This is a genomic window from Streptomyces sp. NPDC001153 (assembly GCF_053598315.1).
The window spans coordinates 1-23,775 of the sequence record NZ_JBSFJZ010000014.1; the positions used below are offsets into that span (position 1 = coordinate 1).

A 23,775-nucleotide genomic window follows, 5' to 3' on the forward strand; every position below is an offset into this window, starting at 1 on the left:
CAGCAGCATGATCGTGCCGTGCATCGTGAACGCCTGGTTGAACTGCTCGTTCGACATGATCTGCAGGCCGGGACGGGCCAGCTCGGCGCGCATGAGCAGCGCCATCACGCCACCGATCAGGAAGAACGCGAACGACGTCGCAAGGTACATCGTCCCGATCGTCTTGTGGTCGGTGGTCGTCAGCCACTTCACCACGGCATTGCCGGGCTGCTTGCGCCTGACCGGCAGCTCGTCCGCGAACGCGCCTTCAGCTGCCGCGGCACCCTGGGGTTCGTTGAGGATGCTCACAGGTTGTTCGTCTCCCGGTTCTTCTCGTGGCTCGTCTGCGCGATGCCGGCGGGAATGTAACCGGTCTGCCCCTTCTTGGCGAGGTCCTGGAGGTGCTTCTGGTACGCCGCCGGGGATACGACCTTCACGTTGAACAGCATGCGCGAGTGGTCGACGCCGCAGAGCTCGGCGCACTTGCCGAGGAAGGTGCCCTCATGGTTCGGGGTCACCTGGAAGGCGTTGGTGTGGCCCGGGATGACGTCCTGCTTCATCAGGAACGGCACCACCCAGAAGGAGTGGATGACGTCACGCGAGGTGAGGATGAAGCGGACGGTCTCGCCCTTGGGGAGCCAGAGCGTCGGACCGGGGTTGCCGGTCTGCGGGTTCCGCGTGGCCGGCGTACCGACGTCGTAGACACCACCGGCGTTCGCCGGGAACTGGTCCTTGAACCGGTCCGGAATGGCGTTCAGGTTCGTGTCGGTCTTGGCGTTGCCGGAGACACCGGGGACGTTCTCGATGTAGTTGAAGCCCCAGCTCCACTGGAAGCCGACCACGTTGATCGTGACGTCGGGCTTCTTGTCGAGGCTGAGGAGCTTCGTCTCGTCCCGGGCCGTGAAGTAGAAGAGCACCGAGATGATGATGATCGGGACCACCGTGTACAGGGCCTCGATCGGCATGTTGTACCGGGTCTGCGGAGGTACCTCGACCTTGGTGCGGCTGCGCCGGTGGAACATGGCGCTCCACAGGATCAGGCCCCACACCAGCACGCCGACGGCGAGCGCGGCAGCCCAGGAGCCCTGCCACAGGGAGAGGATCCGCGGAGCCTCTTCCGTGGTCGGGGTGGGCATGCCAAGGCGGGGGAAGTCCTTGTATGTGCAACCGGTTGCGGTCGCCAGGACCAGGCCCGCGGTCAGTGCCTGCAGCAGCTTCCGCCGCATCGGGCGCCGCGGCGAGCGGTCGGAGCCGTTGGGACTCACGTAGCGCCTTCCCGAGAGTCTCGCCCGCGCGGTCGGCTGCGGCCTTCTTCTCGCTGGTCGGTCGCCGCCCTGCGTCGGGCAGGGGTTTGGATGTTTATGCGGACCAAACCCTAGCCGACGCCCTCCGGGGGTTCGCGGGGAGGGGTGCCTACTAACTCGGGTGGTTCGCTTGATTGGCGGCTGCGGGCCCTTCGTGGCTGGTCGCGCCCCGCGGCGGAGCCGCAATCGACACAGCCCCGCACCCCTTCGGGACGCTGCCCTGACCGGCGGTTTAGCGTTGCTGTATGGCCTACTTTGATGCTGCTTCCGCCGCTCCCCTCCATCCTGTGGCCCGTCAGGCGTTGTTGGCCTCTTTGGATGAGGGATGGGCCGATCCCGCACGGCTGTACCGGGAGGGACGCAGGGCCCGGATGCTGCTGGACGCCGCCCGGGAGGCGGCCGCCGAAGCCGTCGGCTGCCGGGCCGACGAGGTGGTGTTCACCTCGTCCGGTACGCGGGCCGTACACACGGGTGTCGCGGGGGCGTTGGCCGGAAGGCGGAGGGTCGGACGCCACCTGATCGTGTCGTCCGTCGAACACTCCTCCGTACTCCATTCGGCGGAGGTGTTCGAGGCGGACGGCGGCACGGTGACCCGGGTGCCGGTGAACCGGGCGGGTGCCGTGGAGCCGTCGGGCTACGCGGGTGCCCTGCGCCCGGACACCGCGCTGGCGTGTCTGCAGTCGGCCAACCACGAGGTGGGGACCGTGCAGCCGGTGGCCGAGGTGGCCGAGGTGTGCCGGGCCGCCGGGGTGCCGCTGCTGGTGGACGCGGCGCAGTCGCTGGGGTGGGGACCCGTCGAGGGCGACTGGTCGGTGCTGACGGCCAGCGCGCACAAATGGGGCGGGCCGTCCGGGGTCGGGCTGCTCGTCGTGCGCAAGGGGGTGCGGTTCGCCGCCCAAGGGCCCGTCGACGAGCGGGAGTCGGGGCGGGCGCCCGGTTTCGAGAACCTCCCGGCGATCGTGGCGGCCGTGGCCTCGCTGCGGGCGGTGCGGGCCGAGGCGGCCCAGGAGGCGGTACGACTGCGGGAGCTGACGGAGCGGATCCGGACGCGGGTGCCGCGGCTGGTGCCGGACGTGGAGGTCGTCGGCGCCCCCGAACGCCGGCTGCCCGGGATCGTCACCTTCTCCTGCCTCTACGTCGACGGCGAGGCGCTGTTGCACGAGCTGGACCGGGAGGGCTTCTCCGTCTCCTCCGGTTCCTCCTGCACGAGCAGCACGCTGACGCCCAGCCATGTGCTGAAGGCGATGGGCGTGCTGAGCGAGGGGAACGTACGGGTGTCGCTGCCGGCGGGGGCGGGCGAGGAGGACGTGGAGCGGTTCCTGGAGGTGCTGCCGGGGGCGGTGGCGGGGGTCCGGGAGAAACTGGGCGCACCGGCGCCCGAGACCGCCGTACGGGCCGAGGAACTGGTCGTCGACTCCCTCGGCAAGCGGTGCCCGATCCCGGTCATCGAACTGGCGAAGGTGTTCGGTGACGTGCCGGTGGGCGGGACGGTGCGGGTCCTGTCCGACGACGAGGCGGCCCGCCTGGACATCCCGGCGTGGTGCGAGATGCGGGGGCAGGAGTACGTCGGGGAGGAGCCCGCGGACCGGGGCACGGCATACGTGGTGCGCCGGGTGAGCTGAGGGGCTGCGAAGCCGCAGCGGGCCCGCTGTCGACAGCGGGCCCGCCGGGGCGGACGAGCAGTCGCGGCTCAGCTCAGGTGGGCCTGGACCTCGGCAGCGGCCTCGTCCCCGTACGCCTTGGTGAACCGCTCCATGAAGTGCCCCCGCCGCAGCCGGTACTCCTGCGTACCCACCGTCTCGATGACGAGCGTCGCCAGCATGCAGCCCACCTGAGCGGCGCGCTCGAGCGGGACGCCCCAGGCCAGCCCCGACAGGAACCCCGCGCGGAAGGCGTCGCCGACGCCCGTGGGGTCGGCCTTGCGCTCCTCCTCGGGGACGCCGACCTCGATCGGTTCCTCGCCGACGCGCTCGATGCACACGCCGCGCGAGCCGAGCGTGGTGACGCGGTGGCCCACCTTGGCGAGGATCTCGGCGTCGCTCCAGCCGGTCTTGGTCTCGATGAGGCCCTTCTCGTACTCGTTGGAGAACAGGTACGTCGCCCCGTCCAGCAGCACCCGGATCTCGTCGCCGTCCATCCGGGCGATCTGCTGGGAGAAGTCGGCGGCGAAGGGGATCGCGCGGGAGCGGCACTCCTCCGTGTGGCGGAGCATCGCCTCCGGGTCGTCGGCGCCGATGAGGACCAGGTCCAGGCCGCCCACGCGGTCGGCGACGGTCTTCAGCTCGATGAGGCGGGCCTCGCTCATCGCGCCGGTGTAGAACGAGCCGATCTGGTTGTGGTCGGCGTCGGTGGTGCACACGAAGCGGGCGGTGTGCAGGGTCTCGGAGATCCGGACCGAGTCGGTGTCCACGCCGTGCCGGTCGAGCCAGGCCCGGTACTCGTCGAAGTCGAAGCCGGCGGCGCCGACCAGGATCGGCCTGGTGCCGAGCTGGCCCATGCCGAAGGCGATGTTGGCGGCGACGCCGCCCCGGCGGACGTCCAGGTTGTCGACGAGGAAGGAGAGCGAAACCGTGTGCAGCTGGTCCGCGACGAACTGGTCGGCGAAGCGGCCGGGGAAGGTCATGAGGTGGTCGGTGGCGATGGAGCCGGTGACTGCGATGCGCACGACGGGGAATCTCCTGCGGGAGGCTGGGTTGACAGTTCACGCTACCCGCTCGGCCGCTCACGCTGTAGCTGACGAAACTACCCGATAGTACGTCTTTCTTCGCGACCCGGAGCAGGCCTACGGTGCGGTCATGACCAACCTCAAGTTCCGCCACACCGCCCCCGCCGACCTCGGGAGTGACCCGGACGGCGATCTCGCCGCACTGCGCGGCGACTGCGCCCGGATGGCTCCGCACTGGGCGGTCCCCGAGCACGCCGAGCCCCGGCCGGTGCCGCCGTCGCTGATCCACGGGGTGACCGTGCCGGTGCGGTCCGCGCGGCTGCTGGACGCGATGTCCGACTACGGCGACTGACGCGCGGGGCGCATTTGGCAGGGAACCGCACGCTCCCCTCCCGCGTCCCATCGCCGTCCCCCAGGCGGGGGATGCGGGATACGACCAGCGAGGAGCGATGCGGTGAACACCGAGCGACCCGAGAACCGCGAGCACCCCGAGGGCTCCGAGCATGCCGAGTGCGCGGAGAGCGCCGGGAGCGCCGCGAAGGGCGCGAACGGCGCGAGTCAGGAGGGTTCCGAGGACTCGGGGAAGCCTGAGCCGGCGCCCGCCGCGGCGGAGGGCGCCGACGACACGGAGGGCGGGCAGGCAAGCAGGCGGCGGTCGCGGCTCGTCGTCGTCTCCGTCGCCGCCGCCGTGCTGCTGGTCGGCGGCGGTGGCGCGTACCTCGCGGCGAGCAGCGGCACCGGCGGCCGTACGGGCGGACCGGGCGCGGCCGACTCCGGCGCCACTCCCCCGCCGCTCGCGCTGGACGGCTGGACCGGCACGGGCGGGATCGCCCCGGGCGAGCCGGACCCCTACGGCGCCACGTACGTCGCCCACGGCGAGCTGCCGGCCGGGCCCGGCTCCGCGCCGGTGTACGTGCCGAAGGGCGAGGTCGGCAAGGACGCGGTGGCCCGGCTGGCCAAGGCGCTGGGCATCGACGGCACGCCGGTGGCCGAGGGGCGGATCTGGCGGGTCGACGGCGTCGGCGGCAAGGACGGCTCCGGGCCGAGCCTGACGGTGAACCGTGACGCGCCGGGCAGCTGGACGTTCAGCCGGTATGCGCCGGGCACCGACGACTGCACGAAGGGCGTCCTGTGCGCGCACGACCCGATGGGCCCGACGGGCGCCCCGGTGAGCGTGCGGAAGGCGACCGAGGCGGCCGCGCCGGTGCTGAAGGCGGCGGGGCTGGACGACGCGAAGACCGACGCGAGCCAGGTCATGGGCAGCCAGCGGGTCGTGAACGCCGACCCGGTGGTCGGCGGGCTGCCGACCTACGGCTGGACGACCGGCCTGACCGTGGACCGGCAGGGCGAGCTGGTCGGCGGGCACGGGCTGCTCGGTGCGCCGGTGAAGGGCGACACGTATCCCGTGCTGAGCGCCGCGAAGACGCTGAAGCTGATGAACGCGGCGCCGAAGAGCGACCACCGCATGGGGATCGGCGGCTGCGTCAGTCCGGTGCCGATGAAGGACCGGCTGGAGCAGCCGTGCGGCGCGCCCACGGCCGCGTCCGCGGGCGCGTCCACGGAGGTGCCGAAGCAGGAGGGGGCGGACGCCGGAACGGACCCGGTCACCGTGGAGAAGGCGGTGTTCGGGCTGTCCGCGCACTCCGTCGCCGGGCGGCAGACGCTGGTGCCGTCCTGGCTGTTCGAGGTGCGGGAGCCGGCCGGTCAGGGCGCGTCGACGGTGTCGTACCCGGCGGTCGATCCCCGGTACCTGGCGTCGGCGGCCACGCCCTCGGCGCCCACCGCGTCCGCGGCACCCCGGAGTGTGAAGGTGACCGGCTACATGGCGGAGGGCCGGGTGCTGACCGTGAGCTTCTTCGGCGGGGTGTGCGCCGACTACACGGTGGCGGCGAAGGAGAGCGGCGAGCGGGTGACCGTGACCGTCACCGAGCACCCCTGGCCCGGCAAGGTGTGTGTGCTGATCGCCAAGGAGTACGTGAAGACCGTACGGCTGGCTGCACCGCTGGACGGGCGGGCGGTGGTCGGTGCCGACGGGGCCGGGATCCCCCGGACCAAGCCGGGCGCGCTGCGGCCGGACGCATCGGTGCAGTCTCGCTAGCCTTCCGGCGTACGACGAGGGCGGCGGCCCCCCGCTGAGGGGGCCGCCGCCCTTCCGCATCCGTCAGGCCCTCGGGCCGGATCCCTCGGCTCAGCTGAAGGAGTCGCCGCAGGCGCAGGAGCCGGTCGCGTTCGGGTTGTCGATCGTGAAGCCCTGCTTCTCGATCGTGTCCACGAAGTCGATGGTCGCGCCGCCCAGGTACGGGGCGCTCATGCGGTCCGTGACGACCTTGACCCCGCCGAAGTCCTTCTTCACGTCACCGTCGAGCGAGCGCTCGTCGAAGAAGAGCTGGTAGCGCAGGCCGGAGCAGCCGCCGGGCTGGACGGCGACGCGCAGCGCCAGGTCGTCGCGGCCTTCCTGGTCGAGCAGGGCCTTGACCTTGGCCGCGGCGGCGTCGGTCAGGATGATGCCGTCGGTGACGGTGGTGGTCTCGTCCGATACGGACATCTACATCTCTCCCGGGTTGTACGGAGACTGCTTGCCGACGAGTGCAACCGGCGCTTGCGCGGATTCATTCCGGGCCGGGCAGTCACGTTGTCGCCTTTTGCTTCCGTCTTCATGCTCGCACATGGCCGGGAAGGCCGACAGCGACCCGAGGAGGGAGCCGGGCGGGATTCACGTCACATCGACGCTATGGCCGTCGTCAAAGTGACGTGAACCGGTTATGATAGATAGCGTCAGTTAGACGAAAAGTAGAAAGGGTGCGTGTCGTGACCACCGCCCAGACCCCGGAACTCGACGTGCAGCCGACTCCGCTCGCCCTGCTGCTGCTCGGCCGTGAGGCCGACCCGAAGAGCGAGCGGGGCGTCGAGTGCCCCGGTGACCTGCCCTCGCCGTCCGACCCGGACCTGGTCGCGCGCGCCCGCGCGGCCAAGGAGAAGCTCGGCGACAAGGTCTTCGTACTCGGCCATCACTACCAGCGCGACGAGGTCATCCAGTTCGCCGACGTCACGGGCGACTCCTTCAAGCTGGCCCGGGACGCGGCCGCGCGCCCGGAGGCCGAGTACATCGTGTTCTGCGGTGTGCACTTCATGGCCGAGTCGGCGGACATCCTCACCTCCGACGACCAGAAGGTCGTCCTGCCCGACCTCGCCGCCGGCTGCTCCATGGCCGACATGGCGACGGCCGAGCAGGTCGCGGAGTGCTGGGACGTGCTGACGGAGGCGGGCGTGGCCGAGCAGGTCGTGCCGGTCTCGTACATGAACTCCTCCGCCGACATCAAGGCGTTCACCGGCAAGCACGGCGGCACGATCTGCACCTCCTCCAACGCCAAGCGGGCCCTGGAGTGGGCCTTCCAGCAGGGCGAGAAGGTGCTCTTCCTGCCCGACCAGCACCTCGGCCGCAACACCGCCGTCCGGGACATGGGCATGTCCCTGGACGACTGCGTGGTCTACAACCCGCACAAGCCGAACGGCGGCCTGACGGCGGACGAGCTCCGTGCGGCGAAGATGATCCTGTGGCGCGGCCACTGCTCGGTGCACGGCCGCTTCAACCTGGACTCGGTCAACGACGTCCGCGAGCGCATCCCGGGCGTGAACGTCCTGGTCCACCCGGAGTGCAAGCACGAGGTCGTGGCCGCCGCGGACTACGTCGGCTCGACCGAGTACATCATCAAGGCCCTGGAGGCGGCCCCGGCGGGCTCCAAGTGGGCCATCGGCACCGAGCTGAACCTGGTCCGGCGGCTGGCGAACCGTTTCGCGCCCGAGGACAAGGAGATCGTCTTCCTCGACAAGACGGTCTGCTTCTGCTCGACCATGAACCGCATCGACCTGCCCCACCTGGTCTGGGCCCTGGAGTCCTTGGCCGAGGGCAACCTGGTCAACCGGATCGAGGTCGACAAGGAGACCGAGGCCTTCGCCAAGCTGGCCCTGGAGCGGATGCTCGCGCTTCCCTAGCGCACACGAAAACGCACACGAAAGGGCCGGGCCTCGTACGAGACCCGGCCCTTTGCCATGCCGTCAGGCTCCGGCCGGTTCCAGGACCTTCTCCGCCTTCGCCTCCCGCTTGGCCGCCCGCTTCTTCGCGCGCCGCTCCTTGCGGAGCTCCAGCATCGCGTAGAGCGTCGGTACCAGCAGCAGCGTCAGCAGGGTGGACGTGATCAGGCCGCCGATGACGACCACGGCGAGGGGCTGGGCGATGAAGCCGCCCTCGCCCGTGACGCCCAGGGCCATGGGGAGCAGGGCGAAGATCGTCGCCAGCGCCGTCATCAGGATCGGGCGGAGGCGGTGGCGGCCGCCCTCGACGACGGCTTCCACCACGCCGTAGCCCTGCCTGCGGTACTGGTTGATCAGGTCGATCAGCACGATCGCGTTGGTCACCACGATGCCGATCAGCATCAGCATGCCGATCATCGCCGGGACGCCCATCGGGGTGCCGGTGGCGACCAGCAGGCCGATCGCACCCGTCGCCGCGAAGGGGATCGACACCAGCAGGATCAGCGGCTGGACCAGCGAGCGGAAGGTCGCCACCAGCAGCATGAAGACGATCGCGATCGCCGCCAGCATGGCCAGGCCCAGGTTCTTGAACGCGTCGCTCTGGTCCGAGGTCACGCCGCCGATCTCGGCCTTCGCGCCCGCCGGGAGCTTGAGCGCCTTGATCTTCGACTGGAGCTCGGTGCTGATCGCACCCGTGTTGTCACCGGTGGGCCTGGCCGTGATGGTGGCCGCGCGCTGCCCGTCGATCCGGGTCAGGGACACCGGGCCGTCCACCAGCTTCACCGTGGCGATGTCGCCGAGCTTCACCGGGCCGAGGCGCAGCGCCTTCAGCTGGGCCAGCGTGGTCGCGGGCTCGGCCGACCTCACGACGACATCGCGCTCGGTGTCGTCGAGGATCGCCTTCGCCGCCGTCGTACCGCGCACCGCCTGGGCGACCGCCGCGCCGAGCTTCTGGTCGTCGAACCCGGCCGCCGCCGCCTTCGCGCCCGCCTGCACCGAGATCCGCGGCACGCTCGTGGCGAGGTCGCTGGAGACGTCCGTGACGCCGTCCAGGCCGGCAACCGTGGAGCGGACCTGCTCCGCGGCCGTCCGCAGTGCCTGCGGGTCGGACGCCTTGACCACCACGCTCAGGTTCTGGTTGCCGAAGCCGCCACCGGCCGACACCGTGGTCGTACCGATGCCCTTGAGCTGCTTCAGGCCGTCCTCCAGGCGCTTCTGCACCTTGTCGTACGACTTCGAGTCCTTGAGCATCACCTGGTAGGACGCCTGGTTGGTGTCCGTGCCGCCGCCGAAGGCCGCCATGAAGCCGGAGGAGCCGACGGTGACCTGGTAGTCCTTCACGCCCTCGGTGGAGGCGATCAGCTTCTCGACCTTCTTCGCCTGCGCGTCGGTGGCGGCCAGGCTGGTGCCGGGCCTGAGCTCCTGCTTGACCGTGAGGACCTCCTGCTCGCCCTGGTCGAAGAAGTTCGTCTTCAGCAGGCCGCCCATGCCGAAGGTCACCACCAGGACCACGATCGCGATCAGCACGCTGGTGAGGCGGCGGCGCGTGGCGAAGCGCAGGACGGGGACGTAGGCGCGCTGGAGGCGGCTGTCCGCCTCCTTCTGCTCGGCCCGGCGGCGGGCCTCCGCCGCGTCCTCGGGGGTGCCCTTCGGGGCGCGCAGGAACCAGTACGACAGGACCGGTACGACCGTCAGCGACACCAGCAGGGAGGCCAGCAGGGCCGCCGTCACCGTGATGCTGAACGAGCCGAACAGGGCGCCCACCATGCCCCCGACCAGGCCGATCGGCAGGAACACGGCGACCGTGGTGAGGGTGGAGGAGGTGACCGCGCCGGCCACCTCGCGCACGGCGGCGAGGATGGCCTCCCTGCGCTCCTCGCCGTAGCCGAGGTGCCGCTTGATGTTCTCCAGGACCACGATCGAGTCGTCCACGACCCGGCCGATGGCGATGGTCAGCGCGCCGAGCGTGAGCATGTTCAGGGACAGGCCGCGCGTCCACAGCACGATCAGGGCCAGCACCACCGACAGCGGGATGGAGACCGCCGTCACCAGCGTCGAGCGGACCGACGCGAGGAAGACCAGGATGACCAGGACCGCGAAGAGCAGGCCGAGCGCGCCCTCGGTGGTCAGGCCCTTGATGGACTTCGACACCGCCGGTCCCTGGTCGCTGACGACCGTGAGCCTCGCGCCCGAGCCGAGCTGTTCGCGCAGGTCGGGCAGCTTGTCCTTGACCGCGTTCGAGATGGTGACCGCGCTGCCGTCGTGGTCCATGGTCACGGTGACGGCGAGGCTGGGCCTGCCGTCGGTGCGGGTGATGGAGTCCGCCGGGGCGGGCTGCTCCTTGACGGTGGCCACGTCACCGAGGCGGACGGGCTTGCCGCCGCTCCCGCCGGTGACCATCAGGTCCTGGATCTGTTCGAGCGAGGTGAAGCCACCGCCGACCTGGACGGTCCGGTTGGCGCCGTCCTCGTCGAAGGAACCGGCCGGGACGGTCGCGCCGCCCGCCTGCAGGGCCTGGCCGAGCGCGGCGGAGGTGAGGCCGGCCCGGGCGAGCCCGGCGTCGTCCGGGGTGACGGTGACCTGGAGGTCGCGGACGCCGGTGACCTGGACGCGGCCGACGCCGGAGATGTCCTTCAGCGCCGGTACGACCGTCTTGTCCAGCTGGTCCGCGAGCACCTGCTGGTCCTTGTCGGAGGTGGCGGCGAGGACAACGGTCGGCATGTCGTCGGTGGAGCCGGATACGACCTGCGGGTCGACGGCGTCCGGGAGCTGGTTGCGGGCCCGGTTCACGGCCTGCTGGACGTCGGAGACGATCCGCTTGGTGTCGTTGCCGTAGTCGAAGGACGCCATGATCACGGCGTGGCCCTCACTGGCGGTGGAGGTGACGCCGGTGACACCGTCGACGCCCTGGAGGTTGTTCTCGATCGGCTCGACGACCTGTTTCTCGACGACGTCGGGCGAGGCGCCCTGGTACGGCGCGATCACCGACACCATGGGCAGGTTGATGGTGGGCAGCAGCTGCTGCTTGATCTGGGGTATCGCGATCAGCCCGAAGACGAGCGCGACAAGCGACATCAGGCCGATCAGGGCCCGTTGCCGGAGGCTGAATCTCGACAGCCAGGACATGGATCAGGGTCTCTCAATCTGTGAGCGGCAGACCCTCTCACCCTGAGCCATCCCGGACGGCCGATCCGTAAGCCCTGGGTCCATTTCCTTATCCGGGCCCTACTCCGCCCGCAGTACGCCAGGGTGGAGACGCGCGGTACGCCAGGGTGGAGATCAGTCCGTCCTCGGACGCACCAGCCCCGACTCGTACGCGATCACCACGAGCTGCGCCCGGTCCCGCGCGCCCAGCTTGGCCATGGCCCGGTTGACGTGGGTCTTCACCGTCAGCGGGCTGACCTGGAGGCGTTCGGCGATCTCGTCGTTGGAGTGGCCGCCGGCGACCTGGACCAGCACCTCGCGCTCCCGCCCGGTGAGCGCGCCGAGCCGGTCGGAGCGGGCGGGGTCACGGCCGTCGTCGCCGTCGCCCTGGGCGAGGAAGCGGGCGATCAGCCCCTTGGTGGCGGTGGGGGACAGCAGGGCCTCGCCGCCCGCGGCGACCCGGATGGCGTTCAGCAGCTCCTCCGGCTCGCTGCCCTTGCCGAGGAAGCCGGAGGCGCCCGCCCGCAGGGCCTTGACCACGTAGTCGTCCACCTCGAAGGTGGTCAGGATGACCACGCGGACCTCGGCCAGTTCGGGATCGGCGCTGATCAGCCGGGTGGCGGCGAGCCCGTCCGTGCCGGGCATCCGGATGTCCATGAGGACGACGTCGGGGGCCTGTTCCTTCGCCAGCCGGACCGCCTCGGCCCCGTCGGAGGCCTCCCCGACCACCTCCATGTCGGGCTCGGAGTCGACCAGCACCCGGAACGCGCTGCGCAGCAGGGCCTGGTCGTCGGCGAGCAGGACACGGATCGTCATGCGGGCTCCCCCGGGGGCCGTCGTACGGGTTTCGGTACGGGTCTTCACGCGTCTCAGAGTGCGTCTGTGCGCGTCTCAGTACGCGTCTGTGCGGGTCTCAGTACGCGTCTGTGCGGGTCTCGGTCCGCGTCTTGAGGGGCAGGATCGCATGGACGCGGAAGCCGCCGCCGTAGCGGGGCCCGGTGGTGAGGGTGCCGCCGAGGGCGGTGACCCGCTCGCGCATGCCGAGCAGTCCGTGCCCGCCGCCGGCCCCGGGCACCCCGGCCGCGCCCGCGCCGTTGTCCAGCACGGTGACCTCGATGTCCGTGCCCACCCGTACGACGCTGACCTCGGCCCTGGCCTCTGGTCCGGCATGCTTCTGCACGTTGGTCAGGGCCTCCTGCACGATCCGGTAGGCGGCCAGGTCGACGGCGGCGGGCAGTTCGCTGCCCTGGTCGGCGCGGGCCACCTCCACCGGCAGGCCCGCGTTGCGGAAGGTGTCGGCCAGCTCGTCCAGGCGGCCGAGGCCGCCGGCGGGCTCGGTCGGGGCCTCGGGGTCACCGGACTGGCGGAGCAGCCCGACGGTGGCGCGCAGTTCCTCCAGCGCCGAGCGGCTGGCCTCGCGGACGTGCGCCAGGGCCTCCTTGGCCTGGTCGGGCCGCTTGTCCATGACATGGGCCGCGACCCCTGCCTGGACGTTCACGAGGGCGATGTGATGGGCGACGACGTCGTGCAGATCACGGGCGATGCGCAGCCGCTCCTCGGCGACCCGGCGGCGGGCCTCCTCCTCGCGGGTGCGTTCGGCGCGTTCGGCACGCTCCCGGATGGCCTGGACGACCGCGCGCCGGCTGCGTACGGCGTCCCCGGCGGTGGCGCCGATCCCGGTCCAGGCGAGGACGCCGAGGTTCTCCTGCGCGTACCAGGGCAGCGGGCCGCCGAGCATGGCGGCGGCCGTCAGCACGGTCATGGTGAACAGGCCGACGCGCACGGTGGTGGTGCGGTCGGTGGTCGAGGCGACGGTGTACAGGGCGACCACGGCGGACATCGCCACCGGCGCCCGGGGGTCGCCGGTGACGCACTCGATCACGGAGAGGGCGCCGGTGACGGCCAGGACCGTCCTGGGAGCGCGGCGACGGAAGACCAGCGCGGCCGCGACGAGCAGCATGAGGAACAGGCTGAGCGGGTCGGGGGTGCGGATGCCCCAGGTGACGCCGTGCGCTCCGCGGGGCACCACGAAGGATCCGGCGACCATGCACACCAGCACACCGGCGGCGATGGACGCGTCCAGCGCGAGGGGGTGGGCGCTGAGGCTGCACCGGGCGCGTTCGAGAGTGCTCACGCATGGAACAGTACGGGGGGTGTGCAAGGTGCCCTGTGCCGCGGCCGGGCCGGGCCCGGGGGGAACGACTGACCGCAGCCACGAGCGGGGCGCTAGCCCGGAATCAGCCCATCGTCGGCGAGCATCTCCCGTACCTGCTCCAGCGACGCATCCGGCGACGGCAGGATGAGCTCGGAGGGCTCCAGGGAGTCGTCGGGAAGCGGAACCCCGAGACGGCGGACGGCGTCCAGGAGCGCGGCGAGCGTGCGGTGGAAGCCCGCCTCGTCGCCGCTCTCCATCTCGGCCAGCAGCTCGTCGTCCAGCTTGTTCAGCTCGACCAAGTGGGAGTCGTCCAGCTTCACCTGGCCCTCCCCCATGATCCGTACGATCATGTCGGCCTCCTCGGCTCGGGTCCCGGCGCCGGGCTACTGCTTGTCGAAGCGCGGGGTGTCCTGCGGCTGCTGCTGGGACTGCCCCTGCCCGGTGCCGCCCTCGATGGCCTGCTGCGGGGAGCCCCCGGCCAGCTCGGCCTTCATGCGCTGCAGTTCCAGCTCTACATCCGTACCACCGGAGATCCGGTCCAGCTCGGCGGCGATGTCGTCCTTGGCCATGCCGGTCGGGTCGTCGAGGGCGCCGGAGGCGAGCAGCTCGTCGATGGCGCCGGCCCGGGCCTGCAGCTGGGCGGTCTTGTCCTCGGCGCGCTGGATGGCCAGGCCGACGTCGCCCATCTCCTCGGAGATGCCGGAGAAGGCCTCGCCGATCCGGGTCTGGGCCTGGGCGGCGGTGTAGGTGGCCTTGATGGTCTCCTTCTTCGTACGGAACGCGTCCACCTTGGCCTGCAGGCGCTGGGCCGCGAGGGTGAGCTTCTCCTCCTCGCCCTGGAGGGTGGCGTGCTGCGTCTGGAGGTCGGTGACCTGCTGCTGGAGCGCGGCGCGCCGGGACAGCGCCTCGCGGGCCAGGTCCTCGCGGCCGAGCGCGAGCGCCTTGCGGCCCTGGTCCTCCAGCTTGGTCGACTGCTGCTGCAACTGGTTGAGCTGGAGTTCCAGGCGCTTGCGGCTGGTCGCCACGTCGGCGACGCCGCGACGGACCTTCTGCAGCAGCTCCAGCTGCTTCTGGTACGAGTAATCGAGGGTCTCGCGCGGGTCCTCGGCCCGGTCAAGGGCCTTGTTCGCCTTCGCGCGGAAGATCATCCCCATACGCTTCATGACACCGCTCATGGGCTTCGCGCGCCCCCTTCTGACGGACTCCAGCTCACAGATCCTGCGACAGGACCCACAGTACGGGCCCTGACTCCATTACCGCACTGTTCGGGGACGGATGCGCTCATCCCCGAGGACGACTGCGGACGTCATCGCTCCGGCGTGAGGAGTAGGTGATCCCCCACCTGCCCCCACCGCCCCCGCCGGAACGTCCCCTCTGTCCCCCTACAGACGTCCGGTGTTGCCGGATCGTTCCCCGCCGGGCTGGGGTCCATGCCGGGGAAGCCCGTACCCTTGGGTTTTGTGTTCCGTAGCCGTGCCAAGGAAGAGAAGGCCCCGACCGCCGACAAGGCGCAGGTGAACCTCTCCAAGCAGCCCCGTGACCCGCAGGCCCCGAAGGGCAGGCCCACGCCCAAGCGCAGTGAGGCCCAGTCCCAGCGGCGCAGCGTGGCCCACACGCCCACCAACCGCAAGGAGGCCGCGAAGCGCCAGCGCGAGGAACGGCGCCAGGCCCTGGAGCGGCAGCGCCAGGCGCTGGCCACCGGTGACGAGCGCTATCTGCCGGCCACCCACAAGGGCCCGGTCCGCAAGTTCGCCCGCGACTGGGTGGACTCGCGGTTCAACGTGGCGGAGTTCTTCCTGCCGCTCGCCGTGGTGATCCTCGTGCTGAGCGTGGTGCGGGTGCCGGCGATCCAGTCGATCGCGCTGCTGCTGTGGCTCGTGGTGATCGTGCTGATCGTGGCGGACGCGGCGTTCAGCGGCTTTCGGCTGAAGAAGCAGCTCAAGGAGCGCTTCCCGGACGGGAAGACGCGAGGCGCTGTCGCCTACGCCCTGATGCGCTCCCTGCAGATGCGCCGGCTCCGGCTGCCGAAGCCGCAGGTCAAGCGCGGAGAGCGGCCCTGAGCGCAGAGGCCTTCACCGGGGGCGCGGCCGAGGCCTGGCTGAACAAGCTGGGCAGGCTGCGTGATGTCGTACGCCAGGAGCTGGTGGCCCGGCAGCTGGACGAGCAGATAGCCGGCCGGTTCCCGGTCGGGCAGCGGCTGCGGGTGCTCGACGTGGGGATGGGCCAGGGCACGCAGGCGCTGCGGCTGGCCCGGCTCGGCCATCAGGTGACCGGGGTCGAGCAGGACGCGACGATGATCGCCGCCGCGCGTGAGGCGCTGTCCGCGCAGCCGGAGGGCATCCGCGAGCGGGTCCGGCTGGTGCAGGGCGACGGGCGGGACACCGGTGTGCACTTCCTGCCGGGCAGCTTCGACGTGGTGCTGTGCCACGGCGTGCTGATGTACGTCGAGGAGCCCGACCCGCTGGTGGCGGGCCTGGCGCGGATGCTCGCCCCCGGCGGACTCCTCTCCCTGCTCGTCCGCAACGGCGACGCGCTCGCCATGCGGCCGGGCCTGTCCGGGGACTGGGCGGGCGCCCTGGCCGCCTTCGACACCACCGCCTACCACAACCGTCTCGGCCTGGACGTACGGGCCGACCGGCTGGCCACCCTGACCGCCACGCTCGCCGGGATCGCGGCCCCGCTGCACGCCTGGTACGGCGTCCGGGTGTTCACGGACACGGCGGCGGACGACGCGGAGATCCCCGGGGATCTGCAGACGCTGCTCGCCGTCGAGGAGCGGGCCGGGCGCACGGACCCCTACCGCCGGGTGGCGGCGCTGCTGCACCTGTGCGGCGTACGGGGCTGAGACCGTTCGGGTCAGCAGCGCGGGCCGGGTGAGGGCCGCGCGGTGAGACTCGGGGGTATGGACGCTTCCCCGATCCGTGCCCTGCGCAGCGCCGCCGCGGCGGCGCTGCTGTGCTGTGCGGCGGCGAGCTGTACGGCCACCGCTCCCGAGACCCGGCAGGACGCCGCGACGACCGCGCGGGCGGAGGTGCCGACGGCCGCGGGTGCTCTGCAGAGCCAGTACCAGAAGGTCATCAAGGCGGTCCTGCCGTCGGTCGTACAGATCCAGGCGAGCCAGGAGCTGGGCTCCGGGGTGGTGTACGACGGCAAGGGGCACATCGTCACCAACGCGCACGTGGTCGGGTCGGAGAGGACCTTCAAGGTGACCACGGCCAACAGCGAGGCGCCGCTCACCGCGAGCCTGGTGTCCTCCTACCCCGAGCAGGACCTGGCCGTGATCAAGCTGGACAAGGTGCCGGCCGGGCTGCGGGCGGCGGCGTTCGGCGACTCCCAGAAGGTGGAGGTCGGCCAGATCGTGCTGGCCATGGGCTCGCCGCTCGGGCTGGCGTCCAGCGTGACCCAGGGCATCGTCTCGGCGACCGGGCGGACGGTCAGCGAAGCCCCCCGAGGGGGTACGGGCGCGACCATCGCGAACATGGTGCAGACCTCGGCCGCCATCAACCCGGGCAACAGCGGCGGCGCGCTGGTCGATCTCGCCGGGCAGGTCATCGGCATCCCGACGCTCGCCGCCGCCGACCCCCAGCTCGGGGGCAGCGCGGCGCCCGGCATCGGGTTCGCCATCCCGGCGTCGATGGTGCAGACGATCGCCGGGCAGATCGTCAGGCAGGGCAGGGTCACCGACTCCGGGCGGGCCGCGCTCGGCATCACCGCACGGACCGTGGTGAACGACCGCTACCAGCCCGCCGGGGTCGCGGTGGTCAGCGTCAGGCCCGGCGGTGCGGCGGACAGGGCGGGCCTGCGCCCCGGCGACGTCATCACCAAGCTGGGTGACCGGCCGATCTCCACCATGACCTCCCTCTCGGTGGCGCTGGCGGCGGACAGGCCGGGCCGGAAGACGTCGGTGACCTACCAGCGGAGCGGCGCCACGAAGACGGTGGAGGTGACGCTGGGCGCGCAGTGACGAGGGGTACGCCCCTACGGCCGCGGGGCCGCACCCCTCCGCACCGGTCAGGCCGCGTCGGCGTGCAGGCTCATCGGCCCGTAGATCTCGGTGTTCTCCTCGAACAGCCGCACCTGGTCGGCGCCGCCCTCCAGGAGTGCCTTCCAGTGCTCGCCGATCCAGGACTCGGCATCTCCCTGCGTGGTGAACTCCTCGGGCTGCACGGCGGGCTGGACCTCCGTCCCGTCGGCCTTCTCGAACCGCCACGTCCATGCCGTCATGTGGGCCTCCTTCGATCCAACACCTGCTGGAAGACTAGCCGGAAGCGCACGATGTGATCGGACAGGCGAAAATCGATTCGTGGAAGTGACTCTGCTCGGTACCGGCGCCCCGTCCGGACTGCCCCGACCCGACTGTCCCTGTGCCTCCTGTGCGACGGCGCTCGGGCCCGACGCGCGGGCGGCCACCGCCGTGCTGGTGGACGGGACGCTGCTGCTCGACCTGACGCCGGGCGCTGCGTTCGCGGCGGCGCGGGCCGGGCATTCGCTGGGCGGGGTACGGCAGGTGCTGCTGTCGCATCCGCACGACGGTCCCGCGGTGGAGGTGCCGGCGGGGCTGCCGCAGCCCGGGCGGGTGCCGGACGGGCGGGAGTTGGCGTTGCTGACGGGGCATCGGGTGCGGGCCGTGGCGATGGACGCGGGCGGCACCGGGTACGCGGTGACCGGGCCGGAGGGGCAGCGGCTGCTGTATCTGCCGCCGGGCGGGGCGCCGGCGGGCCTGGAGGAGGCGACGGCGGAGTCGTACGACATGGTCCTCGCGGACGTCGTCGGCCGCCCGGACGCGCTGGCACGCCTGCGGGCGGTGGGCTCGGCCGGGCCGACGACGGACGTGCTCGCCGTCCATCTCGACCACGACGTGCCGCCCGGCGCGGAGTTGCGGCGCCGGCTGGCGGCGGCCGGGGCGCGAGCGGTGCCGGACGGTACGACGCTGGCGGTCGGCGCGTACGAGGACGTGCCGGACGTGCCGCGCCGGACGCTGGTGCTGGGCGGGGCACGCTCGGGCAAGTCGGTGGAGGCCGAGCGGCGGCTGGAGTCCTTCCCGGACGTGCTGTACGTGGCGACCGGCGGGACGCGGGGCGGGGACGACGAGTGGGCCGAGCGGGTGGCCGCGCACCGGGAGCGGCGGCCGGGGTCGTGGCGTACGGCGGAGACGACGGACCTGGTGCCGCTGCTGGGCGAGGACGGGCCGCCGCTGCTGATCGACTGCCTGTCGCTGTGGCTGACGGATGTCATGGACTCGGTGGGGGCGTGGGACGACGCGGAGTGGGCGGGCGGGGGTGAGAAGTCCCTGCGGGAGCGGGTGCGGGAGTTGACCGGGGCCGTGCGCCGTACCCGGCGGACGGTGGTGGCCGTGTCGAACGAGGTCGGCTCGGGGATCGTGCCCGCGACCGCCTCCGGCCGGCGGTACCGGGACGAACTCGGGCGCCTGAACGCGGCGTTCGGCGCGGAGTGCGAGCAGGTGCTGCTGGTGGTGGCGGGGCAGGCGCTGGTGCTCCGGGGCTGAGCGGGCGCCCGGTGCCGCGGCCGGCCGAGAGTGGGCCCCCCACGCGCCCGCGGTCAGCCTCGGTCCTTGCGGGCCACGAGGCGGTACGCGTTGGAGAACGGTGTGCGGCGGAGGAAGGGGGCCAGGGCGTGGTCCAGGGCCGAGGCCGCTGCCCGGGCGGGCGCGGCGGCGGGTCTCAGCAGCGGGGCCCTGGCCACCGCCAGGGCGACCGCGGCCGACAGGTCGCAGGGCACATGGGCGTTCCTGCGGTCGGTCACGAGGATCGTGCAGCCCAGGGTCTCCAGCTCGGCGCGCAGGTTGGGCAGCGGCAGCAGGTGCAGGTGGCGGGGCTGACCGTACGGGAGCCACCATCTGCCGAGCAGGGTGGCGAACGCGCAGCGCGGATCGGCGACTTCCACGACGAGGTGGCCGCCGGGCCGCAGGGCCGTCAGGGCGGCGCGGAGTTCGGCGCGCGGGTCGGGCGTGTGCTCCAGATGGCGGAACATGCTGACCACGTCGTAGCGGCCGCGCAGCCGGTCCGTCATGCCGGGTGTGGCGAGGTAGCCGCGGTGGGCCTCCTCGACCCGTTCCTCCAGCTGGGCCTGCTGCACCCGGGCCGTCGGGTCCAGGCCGTCGAAGCTCGTGTACGGGAAGAACTCCTTCGCCGCCTCGGGGAAGCCGGCGTGGCCCGTGCCCACGTCCAGCCAGCTCTCCGCCTCGGCCAGCGCCGACAGCCGCCAGGCGGTGACCCGGTGCCGCCGGCGGACCGCGCGGGCGGACCGGACGCGCGCGGTGAACTCCTCCAGCTGCCGTTCGTAGAAGTCCCGGTGGAAGAAGGTGAACCCTTCCGCCGTGAGCCGGGGGTTCTGGAAGACATGGGAGCAGTCGCGGCACTCGTCGAGGACGAACCGGCCCGGCCGGTGCCGCAGGGGGTCGCCGGCGCGCACCCTGGTGCGCAGCCGTGCGGAGCCGCACCAGGGGCAGTCCTCGCGGCGCGGTTCGAGGAACGGGTCGGAGGATCGCGGTAGGGGCGTGGGCGTGAAGGGCGAGGTCGGCATGGCGGCTCCCTGGGCGACATTCCGCAACAAACCGGACGGCAAACCGGAAGGTATGGGATCCGGATCTTGGGCGCAATGACGTCATGGGGGCGTGGTGGCCATGTGGCGCGGAAGCGTTCGTTCTCTGGCGGTACTGTTCGGCGAATGAGCAGGCTTAATCTGGACGACTTCACCGATCTGATCGAGCGCCCGGACGGGGGCGTGCGCCGTGACGCCGAGGCCCGGCGGGAGCGCCAGATCGTGCCGCCCGGGGCGCTGGGCCGCCTCGACGAGCTGGGCGAGTGGCTGGCCGCCGCGCAGAGTGCCGTACCGGTACGGACAGTTGAGCGGCCGAAGGTGATCCTCTTCGCCGGTGACCACGGCGTCGCCGAGGCCGGCGTCTCGGCTCGTTCCGCCGGCACCGCGGAGCAGTTGGTGCGGGCCGTGCTGGAGGGCGCGAGCCCGGTGTCCGTGCTCGCGCGGCGCCAGGAGGTGCCCGTCCGGGTGGTGGACATGGCTCTGGACTGCGCGCCGGACGCCTTCCCGGAGGACGTCGTACGGCACCGGGTGCGGCGCGGCAGCGGCCGTATCGACCTCGAGGACGCGCTCACCCTCGAGGAGGCCGAGGCGGCGCTGCGCGCGGGTGTCGCCGTCGCCGACGAGGAGGCCGACTCGGGTACGGACCTGGTGGTGCTCGGCGACATCAGCGTCGGCGGCACCACGGCCGCGGCGGTGCTGATCGCGGCGCTGTGCGGGACCGACGCGTCGGTGGTGACCGGGCGGGGCGGGCTGGCGATCGACGACCTGGCGTGGATGCGCAAGTGCGCGGCGATCCGGGACGCGCTCCGGCGGGCGCGGCCGGTGCTCGGCGACCAGCTGCAGCTGCTGGCGACCGTGGGCGGTGCGGACCTGGCGGCGATGACCGGGTTCCTGTTGCAGTGCGCGGTGCGGAAGCTGCCGGTGATCCTCGACGGGGTGGTGGCCGCCGCGTGCGCGCTGGTCGCGCAGCGGGTCGCGTTCCGGGCGCCGGACTGGTGGCTGGCCGGGCACGCCAGCGGGGAGCCGGGACAGGCGAAGGCGCTGGACCGGATGGCCCTGGAGCCGCTGCTGGAGCAGGGGGTGAAGGTCGGCGAGGGTACGGGTGCGCTGCTCGCCCTGCCGCTGGTGCGGGCCGCGGCGGCGCTGGCCGCGGAGCTTCCCGAGAAGCCCGGGGCCGAGAAGGCGCCGGAGGAGGAGAAGGACCAAGAGCGGGAGTAGTTCCGGTTCGTGCGAACTCCCGGCGGAAAAGTGAGGTTCGCCGGAGCGGCACCCATATGATCCTGCCCCATGGGAGATGCCCGAAATGCCGTTCCGCAGCAGGCCGAACCGGGGCGCCCGGGTGAGGAGGGGCGGCGGTCCACCGGGGCCTCCCGGCGGGCCGCCGCCTTCGCCGTCTGGTATCTGCGGACCGTCGCCTTCATCAACTTCCTCAGCGCGGTCTGGGTCTCGCTCGGCCAGGACGTGCGCCGGCACAACCAGGACGACTTCTTCACCCCGTACCTGCTGACGGCCGGCTTCGCCTCGGGTGTGTTCACCGCGTTCCTGGCCATCACCATGCGGCGCCGGAAGCGGGCCGCCTGGATCCTCAACATCGTGCTCAGCGGGGCCTTCCTCGCGCTGTTCGCGTTCGCCATGGCGTTCCCGGAGATCCGGCGGTACACGCAGAACTGGATCTCGCTGGCGCTCACGGCGGTGTTCGTCGGCGCGCTCCTCGTGGGCCGCCGGGAGTTCTACGCCAAGGGCGACCGGTCCAACCCCCGGCTCGCGGCGACGGTCGCCGTCGTCGGCGGACCGGCCGCGAGCCTGCTGGCCGGGCTGCTGGTGACGGTCACCAACCAGGCGCCGGACGCGGCCCGTTCGACCTTCCTGGAGCGCTGGCACTACGGCGCCCTGCGCCTGGTGTCGGTGGCCGCCGAAGAGTCCCGCTTCCCCGGGATCGACCCGCCGAACTGGGCCAACGTCGCCGTCAACGTGCTCAGCACGGCCCTCGTCCTCGCCGTGTTCTACGCCGCGTTCCGCTCCCGGCGCGCCGTCGACCCGCTCACCGAGGACGACGAGAAACAGCTGCGGGCCCTGCTGGACCGGCACGGCGAGCGGGACTCGCTCGGCTACTTCGCGCTGCGCCGGGAGAAAAGCGTGGTGTGGTCGCCCACGGGCAAGGCGGCCGTCGCCTACCGGGTGGTCGGCGGGGTGAGCCTGGCCTCCGGGGATCCGCTCGGGGATCCGGAGGCGTGGCCGGGCGCGATCGTGCCGTGGCTCGCGGAGGCGCGGGCGCACGGCTGGATCCCGGCGGTGATGGGCGCGAGCGAGGAGGCGGGGACGATCTACGCCCGGCACGGGCTCGACGCCCTCGAACTCGGCGACGAGGCGATCGTGGAGGTCGCCGAATTCACGCTGGAGGGCCGGGCGATGCGCACGGTCCGGCAGGCGTACAACCGGGTGAAGCGGGCCGGGTACGAGGTGCGGATCCGGCGGCACGCGGATATCCCGACCGCCCCGGTCGACGAGATGGCGCATCTCGTCGAGTGTGCGGACGACTGGCGGGACGGGGCGACCGAGCGCGGGTTCAGCATGGCGCTCGGCCGGCTCGGGGACCCCGAGGACGGGCAGTGCGTGATGCTGGAGTGCACGGACGCCGAGGGGAGGCTGCGCGCGCTGCTGTCCTTCGTGCCGTGGGGGCCGCACGGGCTGTCCCTGGACCTGATGCGCCGTGACCGGGACTCGGACAACGGGCTGATGGAGTTCATGGTCATCGAACTGCTGCGGCGGGCCGGAGAGATCGGGATCACGCAGGTCTCACTCAACTTCGCGATGTTCAGGTCGGTCTTCGAACGTGGCGCGCGCCTCGGTGCCGGACCGGTGCTGAGGCTGTGGCGGTCGCTGCTCAGTTTCTTCTCCCGCTGGTGGCAGATCGAGTCGCTGTACCGCGCCAACGCCAAGTACCGGCCCATCTGGGAGCCGCGGTTCCTGCTCTTCGAGAAGAGCGCGGACCTGCTGCGCATCGGCCTCGCCTCGGCCCGCGCGGAGGGCTTCCTGGAGGCGCCGGGACTGCCGAAGTGGCTGCACCGCAGGCACCTGGACACACACCGGTGAGGACCGTCCGATGAGAGCGCTCGTCCGCTGGGCCCGTGAGGAGTGGGGGCCGCTGTACGTCACCGTACGCGCGGCCCCGCTGGAGCGGCGCCTGCGGGCGGCGCCGATGACGCTCGGCGCGGTCTGTCTGACGGCCCTGCTGCAGTACGTGCAGAACCAGCCGTGGGGCTATCAGTTCGTGCAGAACGTGGGCGCCGTACGGGCCGAGGACCCCCTGTGGCTGGCGCTGCTCCGCACGCCCTTCTCCCTCTTCGTGCCGGCGCTGGACCTGCCGGTGTGGGGGGCGCTGGCGCAGATCCTGCTGGTGTTCGGGATCGCCGAGATCTGTATCGGCTGGTGGCGGACCCTGGTGATCGCTTACGCCGCCACCGTCGCCGGGACCCTGTACGCGCGCGTCGGCATCTCGCAGGGCGCGCACGCCCCGTTCGGGCTGCCGTGGACGGACGCGCAGGTGGTGGACACCGGTCCGTCGGCGGCGGTGGTGGGCCTCGCCGTGTTCGTGAGCTGGCGCTACGGCGCGTACGTCACCTCGGGCGCGGTGACCCTGGCGATGGTCGCCGAGGTGCTGGTCAAGCAGAACCTGGCGGGCAAGGAGCATCTGGCCGCGCTGATGGCCGTGGGGCTGATCTGCCTCGCGGTGGCGGTACGGCACCGCTACGGGCTGCGACTGCGGCCGCGGCACACGTACGGCCGTCTGGTACGGCGCGTCCAGCGACGCTCGGGCAGCCGGGCCGGACGCGGGCCGGGCTTACCGCCGATCCAGTCCTGAACGGCGCGGCTCCGCCGGACCCGGCGCCGGTCGTGGCGGTAGGCACGCGAAACGGCGGCCGGGGAAAGCCGCG

At 72.0% G+C, this 23,775-nt stretch carries 22 protein-coding genes; 11 read left to right on the forward strand and 11 right to left on the reverse strand.

All coding sequences use genetic code 11. The annotated features are described in order from the left end of the window. The coding region (locus tag ACWDEN_RS17555; RefSeq protein ID WP_450859586.1) for a cbb3-type cytochrome c oxidase subunit I at positions 1-288 on the reverse strand (288 nt) is incomplete at its 3' end. Further along, positions 285-1,244, reverse strand: coding sequence for an aa3-type cytochrome oxidase subunit II (ctaC, locus tag ACWDEN_RS17560; protein ID WP_351615268.1), 960 nt, complete (start codon positions 1,242-1,244; stop codon positions 285-287). The genes ACWDEN_RS17555 and ctaC, both read right to left, overlap by 4 nt. A gap of 284 nt (positions 1,245-1,528) precedes the next feature. On the opposite strand from ctaC, the gene ACWDEN_RS17565 reads away from it, so the two are divergent. Next, complete coding sequence (locus tag ACWDEN_RS17565; RefSeq protein WP_351615266.1) at positions 1,529-2,905, forward strand: cysteine desulfurase/sulfurtransferase TusA family protein; 1,377 nt, start codon at positions 1,529-1,531, stop codon at positions 2,903-2,905. 68 nt (positions 2,906-2,973) lie between these two features. Here ACWDEN_RS17565 and ACWDEN_RS17570 read toward each other — a convergent pair whose 3' ends face one another. Beyond that, a complete protein-coding gene (locus ACWDEN_RS17570) occupies positions 2,974-3,948 on the reverse strand; it encodes a carbohydrate kinase family protein (RefSeq protein WP_351615264.1) in 975 nt (324 codons plus the stop codon). Between the two features lie 130 nt (positions 3,949-4,078). Here ACWDEN_RS17570 and ACWDEN_RS17575 point away from each other — a divergent pair, with 130 nt between their 5' ends. Further along, positions 4,079-4,300, forward strand: a complete 222-nt coding sequence (locus ACWDEN_RS17575) for a hypothetical protein (RefSeq protein ID WP_351615261.1) — start codon at positions 4,079-4,081, stop codon at positions 4,298-4,300. 102 nt (positions 4,301-4,402) lie between these two features. Next, complete coding sequence (locus ACWDEN_RS17580) at positions 4,403-6,046, forward strand: hypothetical protein (protein ID WP_351615258.1); 1,644 nt, start codon at positions 4,403-4,405, stop codon at positions 6,044-6,046. Positions 6,047-6,136: 90 nt separating this feature from the next. On the opposite strand, the gene ACWDEN_RS17585 is transcribed toward ACWDEN_RS17580, so the two are convergent. Further along, positions 6,137-6,493 (reverse strand): HesB/IscA family protein, encoded by a 357-nt coding sequence (locus tag ACWDEN_RS17585; RefSeq protein ID WP_351615255.1) that lies wholly within the window; start codon positions 6,491-6,493, stop codon positions 6,137-6,139. A gap of 263 nt (positions 6,494-6,756) precedes the next feature. Here ACWDEN_RS17585 and nadA point away from each other — a divergent pair, with 263 nt between their 5' ends. Beyond that, the gene (nadA, locus tag ACWDEN_RS17590; protein WP_351615253.1) at positions 6,757-7,941 is read left to right on the forward strand and encodes a quinolinate synthase NadA; all 1,185 of its coding nucleotides are present in this window, start codon (positions 6,757-6,759) and stop codon (positions 7,939-7,941) included. Between the two features lie 63 nt (positions 7,942-8,004). Here nadA and ACWDEN_RS17595 read toward each other — a convergent pair whose 3' ends face one another. From ACWDEN_RS17595 to ACWDEN_RS17615, 5 genes are all read right to left on the reverse strand, one after another. Continuing rightward, the gene (locus ACWDEN_RS17595; protein ID WP_450859587.1) at positions 8,005-11,106 is read right to left on the reverse strand and encodes an efflux RND transporter permease subunit; all 3,102 of its coding nucleotides are present in this window, start codon (positions 11,104-11,106) and stop codon (positions 8,005-8,007) included. A 153-nt stretch (positions 11,107-11,259) separates the two neighbouring features. Beyond that, a complete protein-coding gene (locus ACWDEN_RS17600) occupies positions 11,260-11,940 on the reverse strand; it encodes a response regulator (RefSeq protein WP_450859588.1) in 681 nt (226 codons plus the stop codon). A 97-nt stretch (positions 11,941-12,037) separates the two neighbouring features. After that, positions 12,038-13,258, reverse strand: coding sequence for a sensor histidine kinase (locus ACWDEN_RS17605; protein WP_351615244.1), 1,221 nt, complete (start codon positions 13,256-13,258; stop codon positions 12,038-12,040). A 92-nt stretch (positions 13,259-13,350) separates the two neighbouring features. Continuing rightward, positions 13,351-13,629, reverse strand: a complete 279-nt coding sequence (gene pspAA / locus ACWDEN_RS17610) for a PspA-associated protein PspAA (protein ID WP_351615241.1) — start codon at positions 13,627-13,629, stop codon at positions 13,351-13,353. 33 nt (positions 13,630-13,662) lie between these two features. Continuing rightward, entirely contained in the window at positions 13,663-14,454 is a 792-nt protein-coding gene (locus ACWDEN_RS17615) for a PspA/IM30 family protein (RefSeq protein ID WP_351615239.1), read from the reverse strand. 255 nt (positions 14,455-14,709) lie between these two features. Between ACWDEN_RS17615 and ACWDEN_RS17620 the strand changes: the two genes are divergently transcribed. The 3 genes from ACWDEN_RS17620 (at position 14,710) to ACWDEN_RS17630 (ending at position 17,243) form a co-directional block, all read left to right on the forward strand. After that, on the forward strand, positions 14,710-15,339 hold the full coding sequence (locus tag ACWDEN_RS17620) for a DUF3043 domain-containing protein (protein WP_450859589.1): 630 nt from the start codon (positions 14,710-14,712) through the stop codon (positions 15,337-15,339). An 83-nt stretch (positions 15,340-15,422) separates the two neighbouring features. Continuing rightward, on the forward strand, positions 15,423-16,124 hold the full coding sequence (locus ACWDEN_RS17625) for a class I SAM-dependent methyltransferase (protein WP_351615234.1): 702 nt from the start codon (positions 15,423-15,425) through the stop codon (positions 16,122-16,124). 57 nt (positions 16,125-16,181) lie between these two features. After that, positions 16,182-17,243 (forward strand): S1C family serine protease, encoded by a 1,062-nt coding sequence (locus tag ACWDEN_RS17630; protein WP_450859590.1) that lies wholly within the window; start codon positions 16,182-16,184, stop codon positions 17,241-17,243. Between the two features lie 47 nt (positions 17,244-17,290). Here ACWDEN_RS17630 and ACWDEN_RS17635 read toward each other — a convergent pair whose 3' ends face one another. Then, entirely contained in the window at positions 17,291-17,503 is a 213-nt protein-coding gene (locus ACWDEN_RS17635) for a hypothetical protein (RefSeq protein WP_055709718.1), read from the reverse strand. Positions 17,504-17,582: 79 nt separating this feature from the next. Here ACWDEN_RS17635 and ACWDEN_RS17640 point away from each other — a divergent pair, with 79 nt between their 5' ends. After that, positions 17,583-18,785: a bifunctional adenosylcobinamide kinase/adenosylcobinamide-phosphate guanylyltransferase gene (locus tag ACWDEN_RS17640; RefSeq protein ID WP_450859591.1), complete on the forward strand. Its 1,203-nt coding sequence runs from the start codon at positions 17,583-17,585 to the stop codon at positions 18,783-18,785. A gap of 53 nt (positions 18,786-18,838) precedes the next feature. Here ACWDEN_RS17640 and ACWDEN_RS17645 read toward each other — a convergent pair whose 3' ends face one another. Continuing rightward, positions 18,839-19,822, reverse strand: coding sequence for a class I SAM-dependent methyltransferase (locus ACWDEN_RS17645; protein ID WP_351615228.1), 984 nt, complete (start codon positions 19,820-19,822; stop codon positions 18,839-18,841). 144 nt (positions 19,823-19,966) lie between these two features. On the opposite strand from ACWDEN_RS17645, the gene cobT reads away from it, so the two are divergent. From cobT to ACWDEN_RS17660, 3 genes are all read left to right on the forward strand, one after another. Next, on the forward strand, positions 19,967-21,058 hold the full coding sequence (cobT, locus tag ACWDEN_RS17650) for a nicotinate-nucleotide--dimethylbenzimidazole phosphoribosyltransferase (RefSeq protein ID WP_351615225.1): 1,092 nt from the start codon (positions 19,967-19,969) through the stop codon (positions 21,056-21,058). A 69-nt stretch (positions 21,059-21,127) separates the two neighbouring features. After that, entirely contained in the window at positions 21,128-22,933 is a 1,806-nt protein-coding gene (locus ACWDEN_RS17655) for a phosphatidylglycerol lysyltransferase domain-containing protein (protein ID WP_351615222.1), read from the forward strand. A gap of 10 nt (positions 22,934-22,943) precedes the next feature. Beyond that, a complete protein-coding gene (locus ACWDEN_RS17660; protein WP_351615219.1) occupies positions 22,944-23,702 on the forward strand; it encodes a hypothetical protein in 759 nt (252 codons plus the stop codon). Positions 23,703-23,775 lie beyond the last annotated feature (73 nt).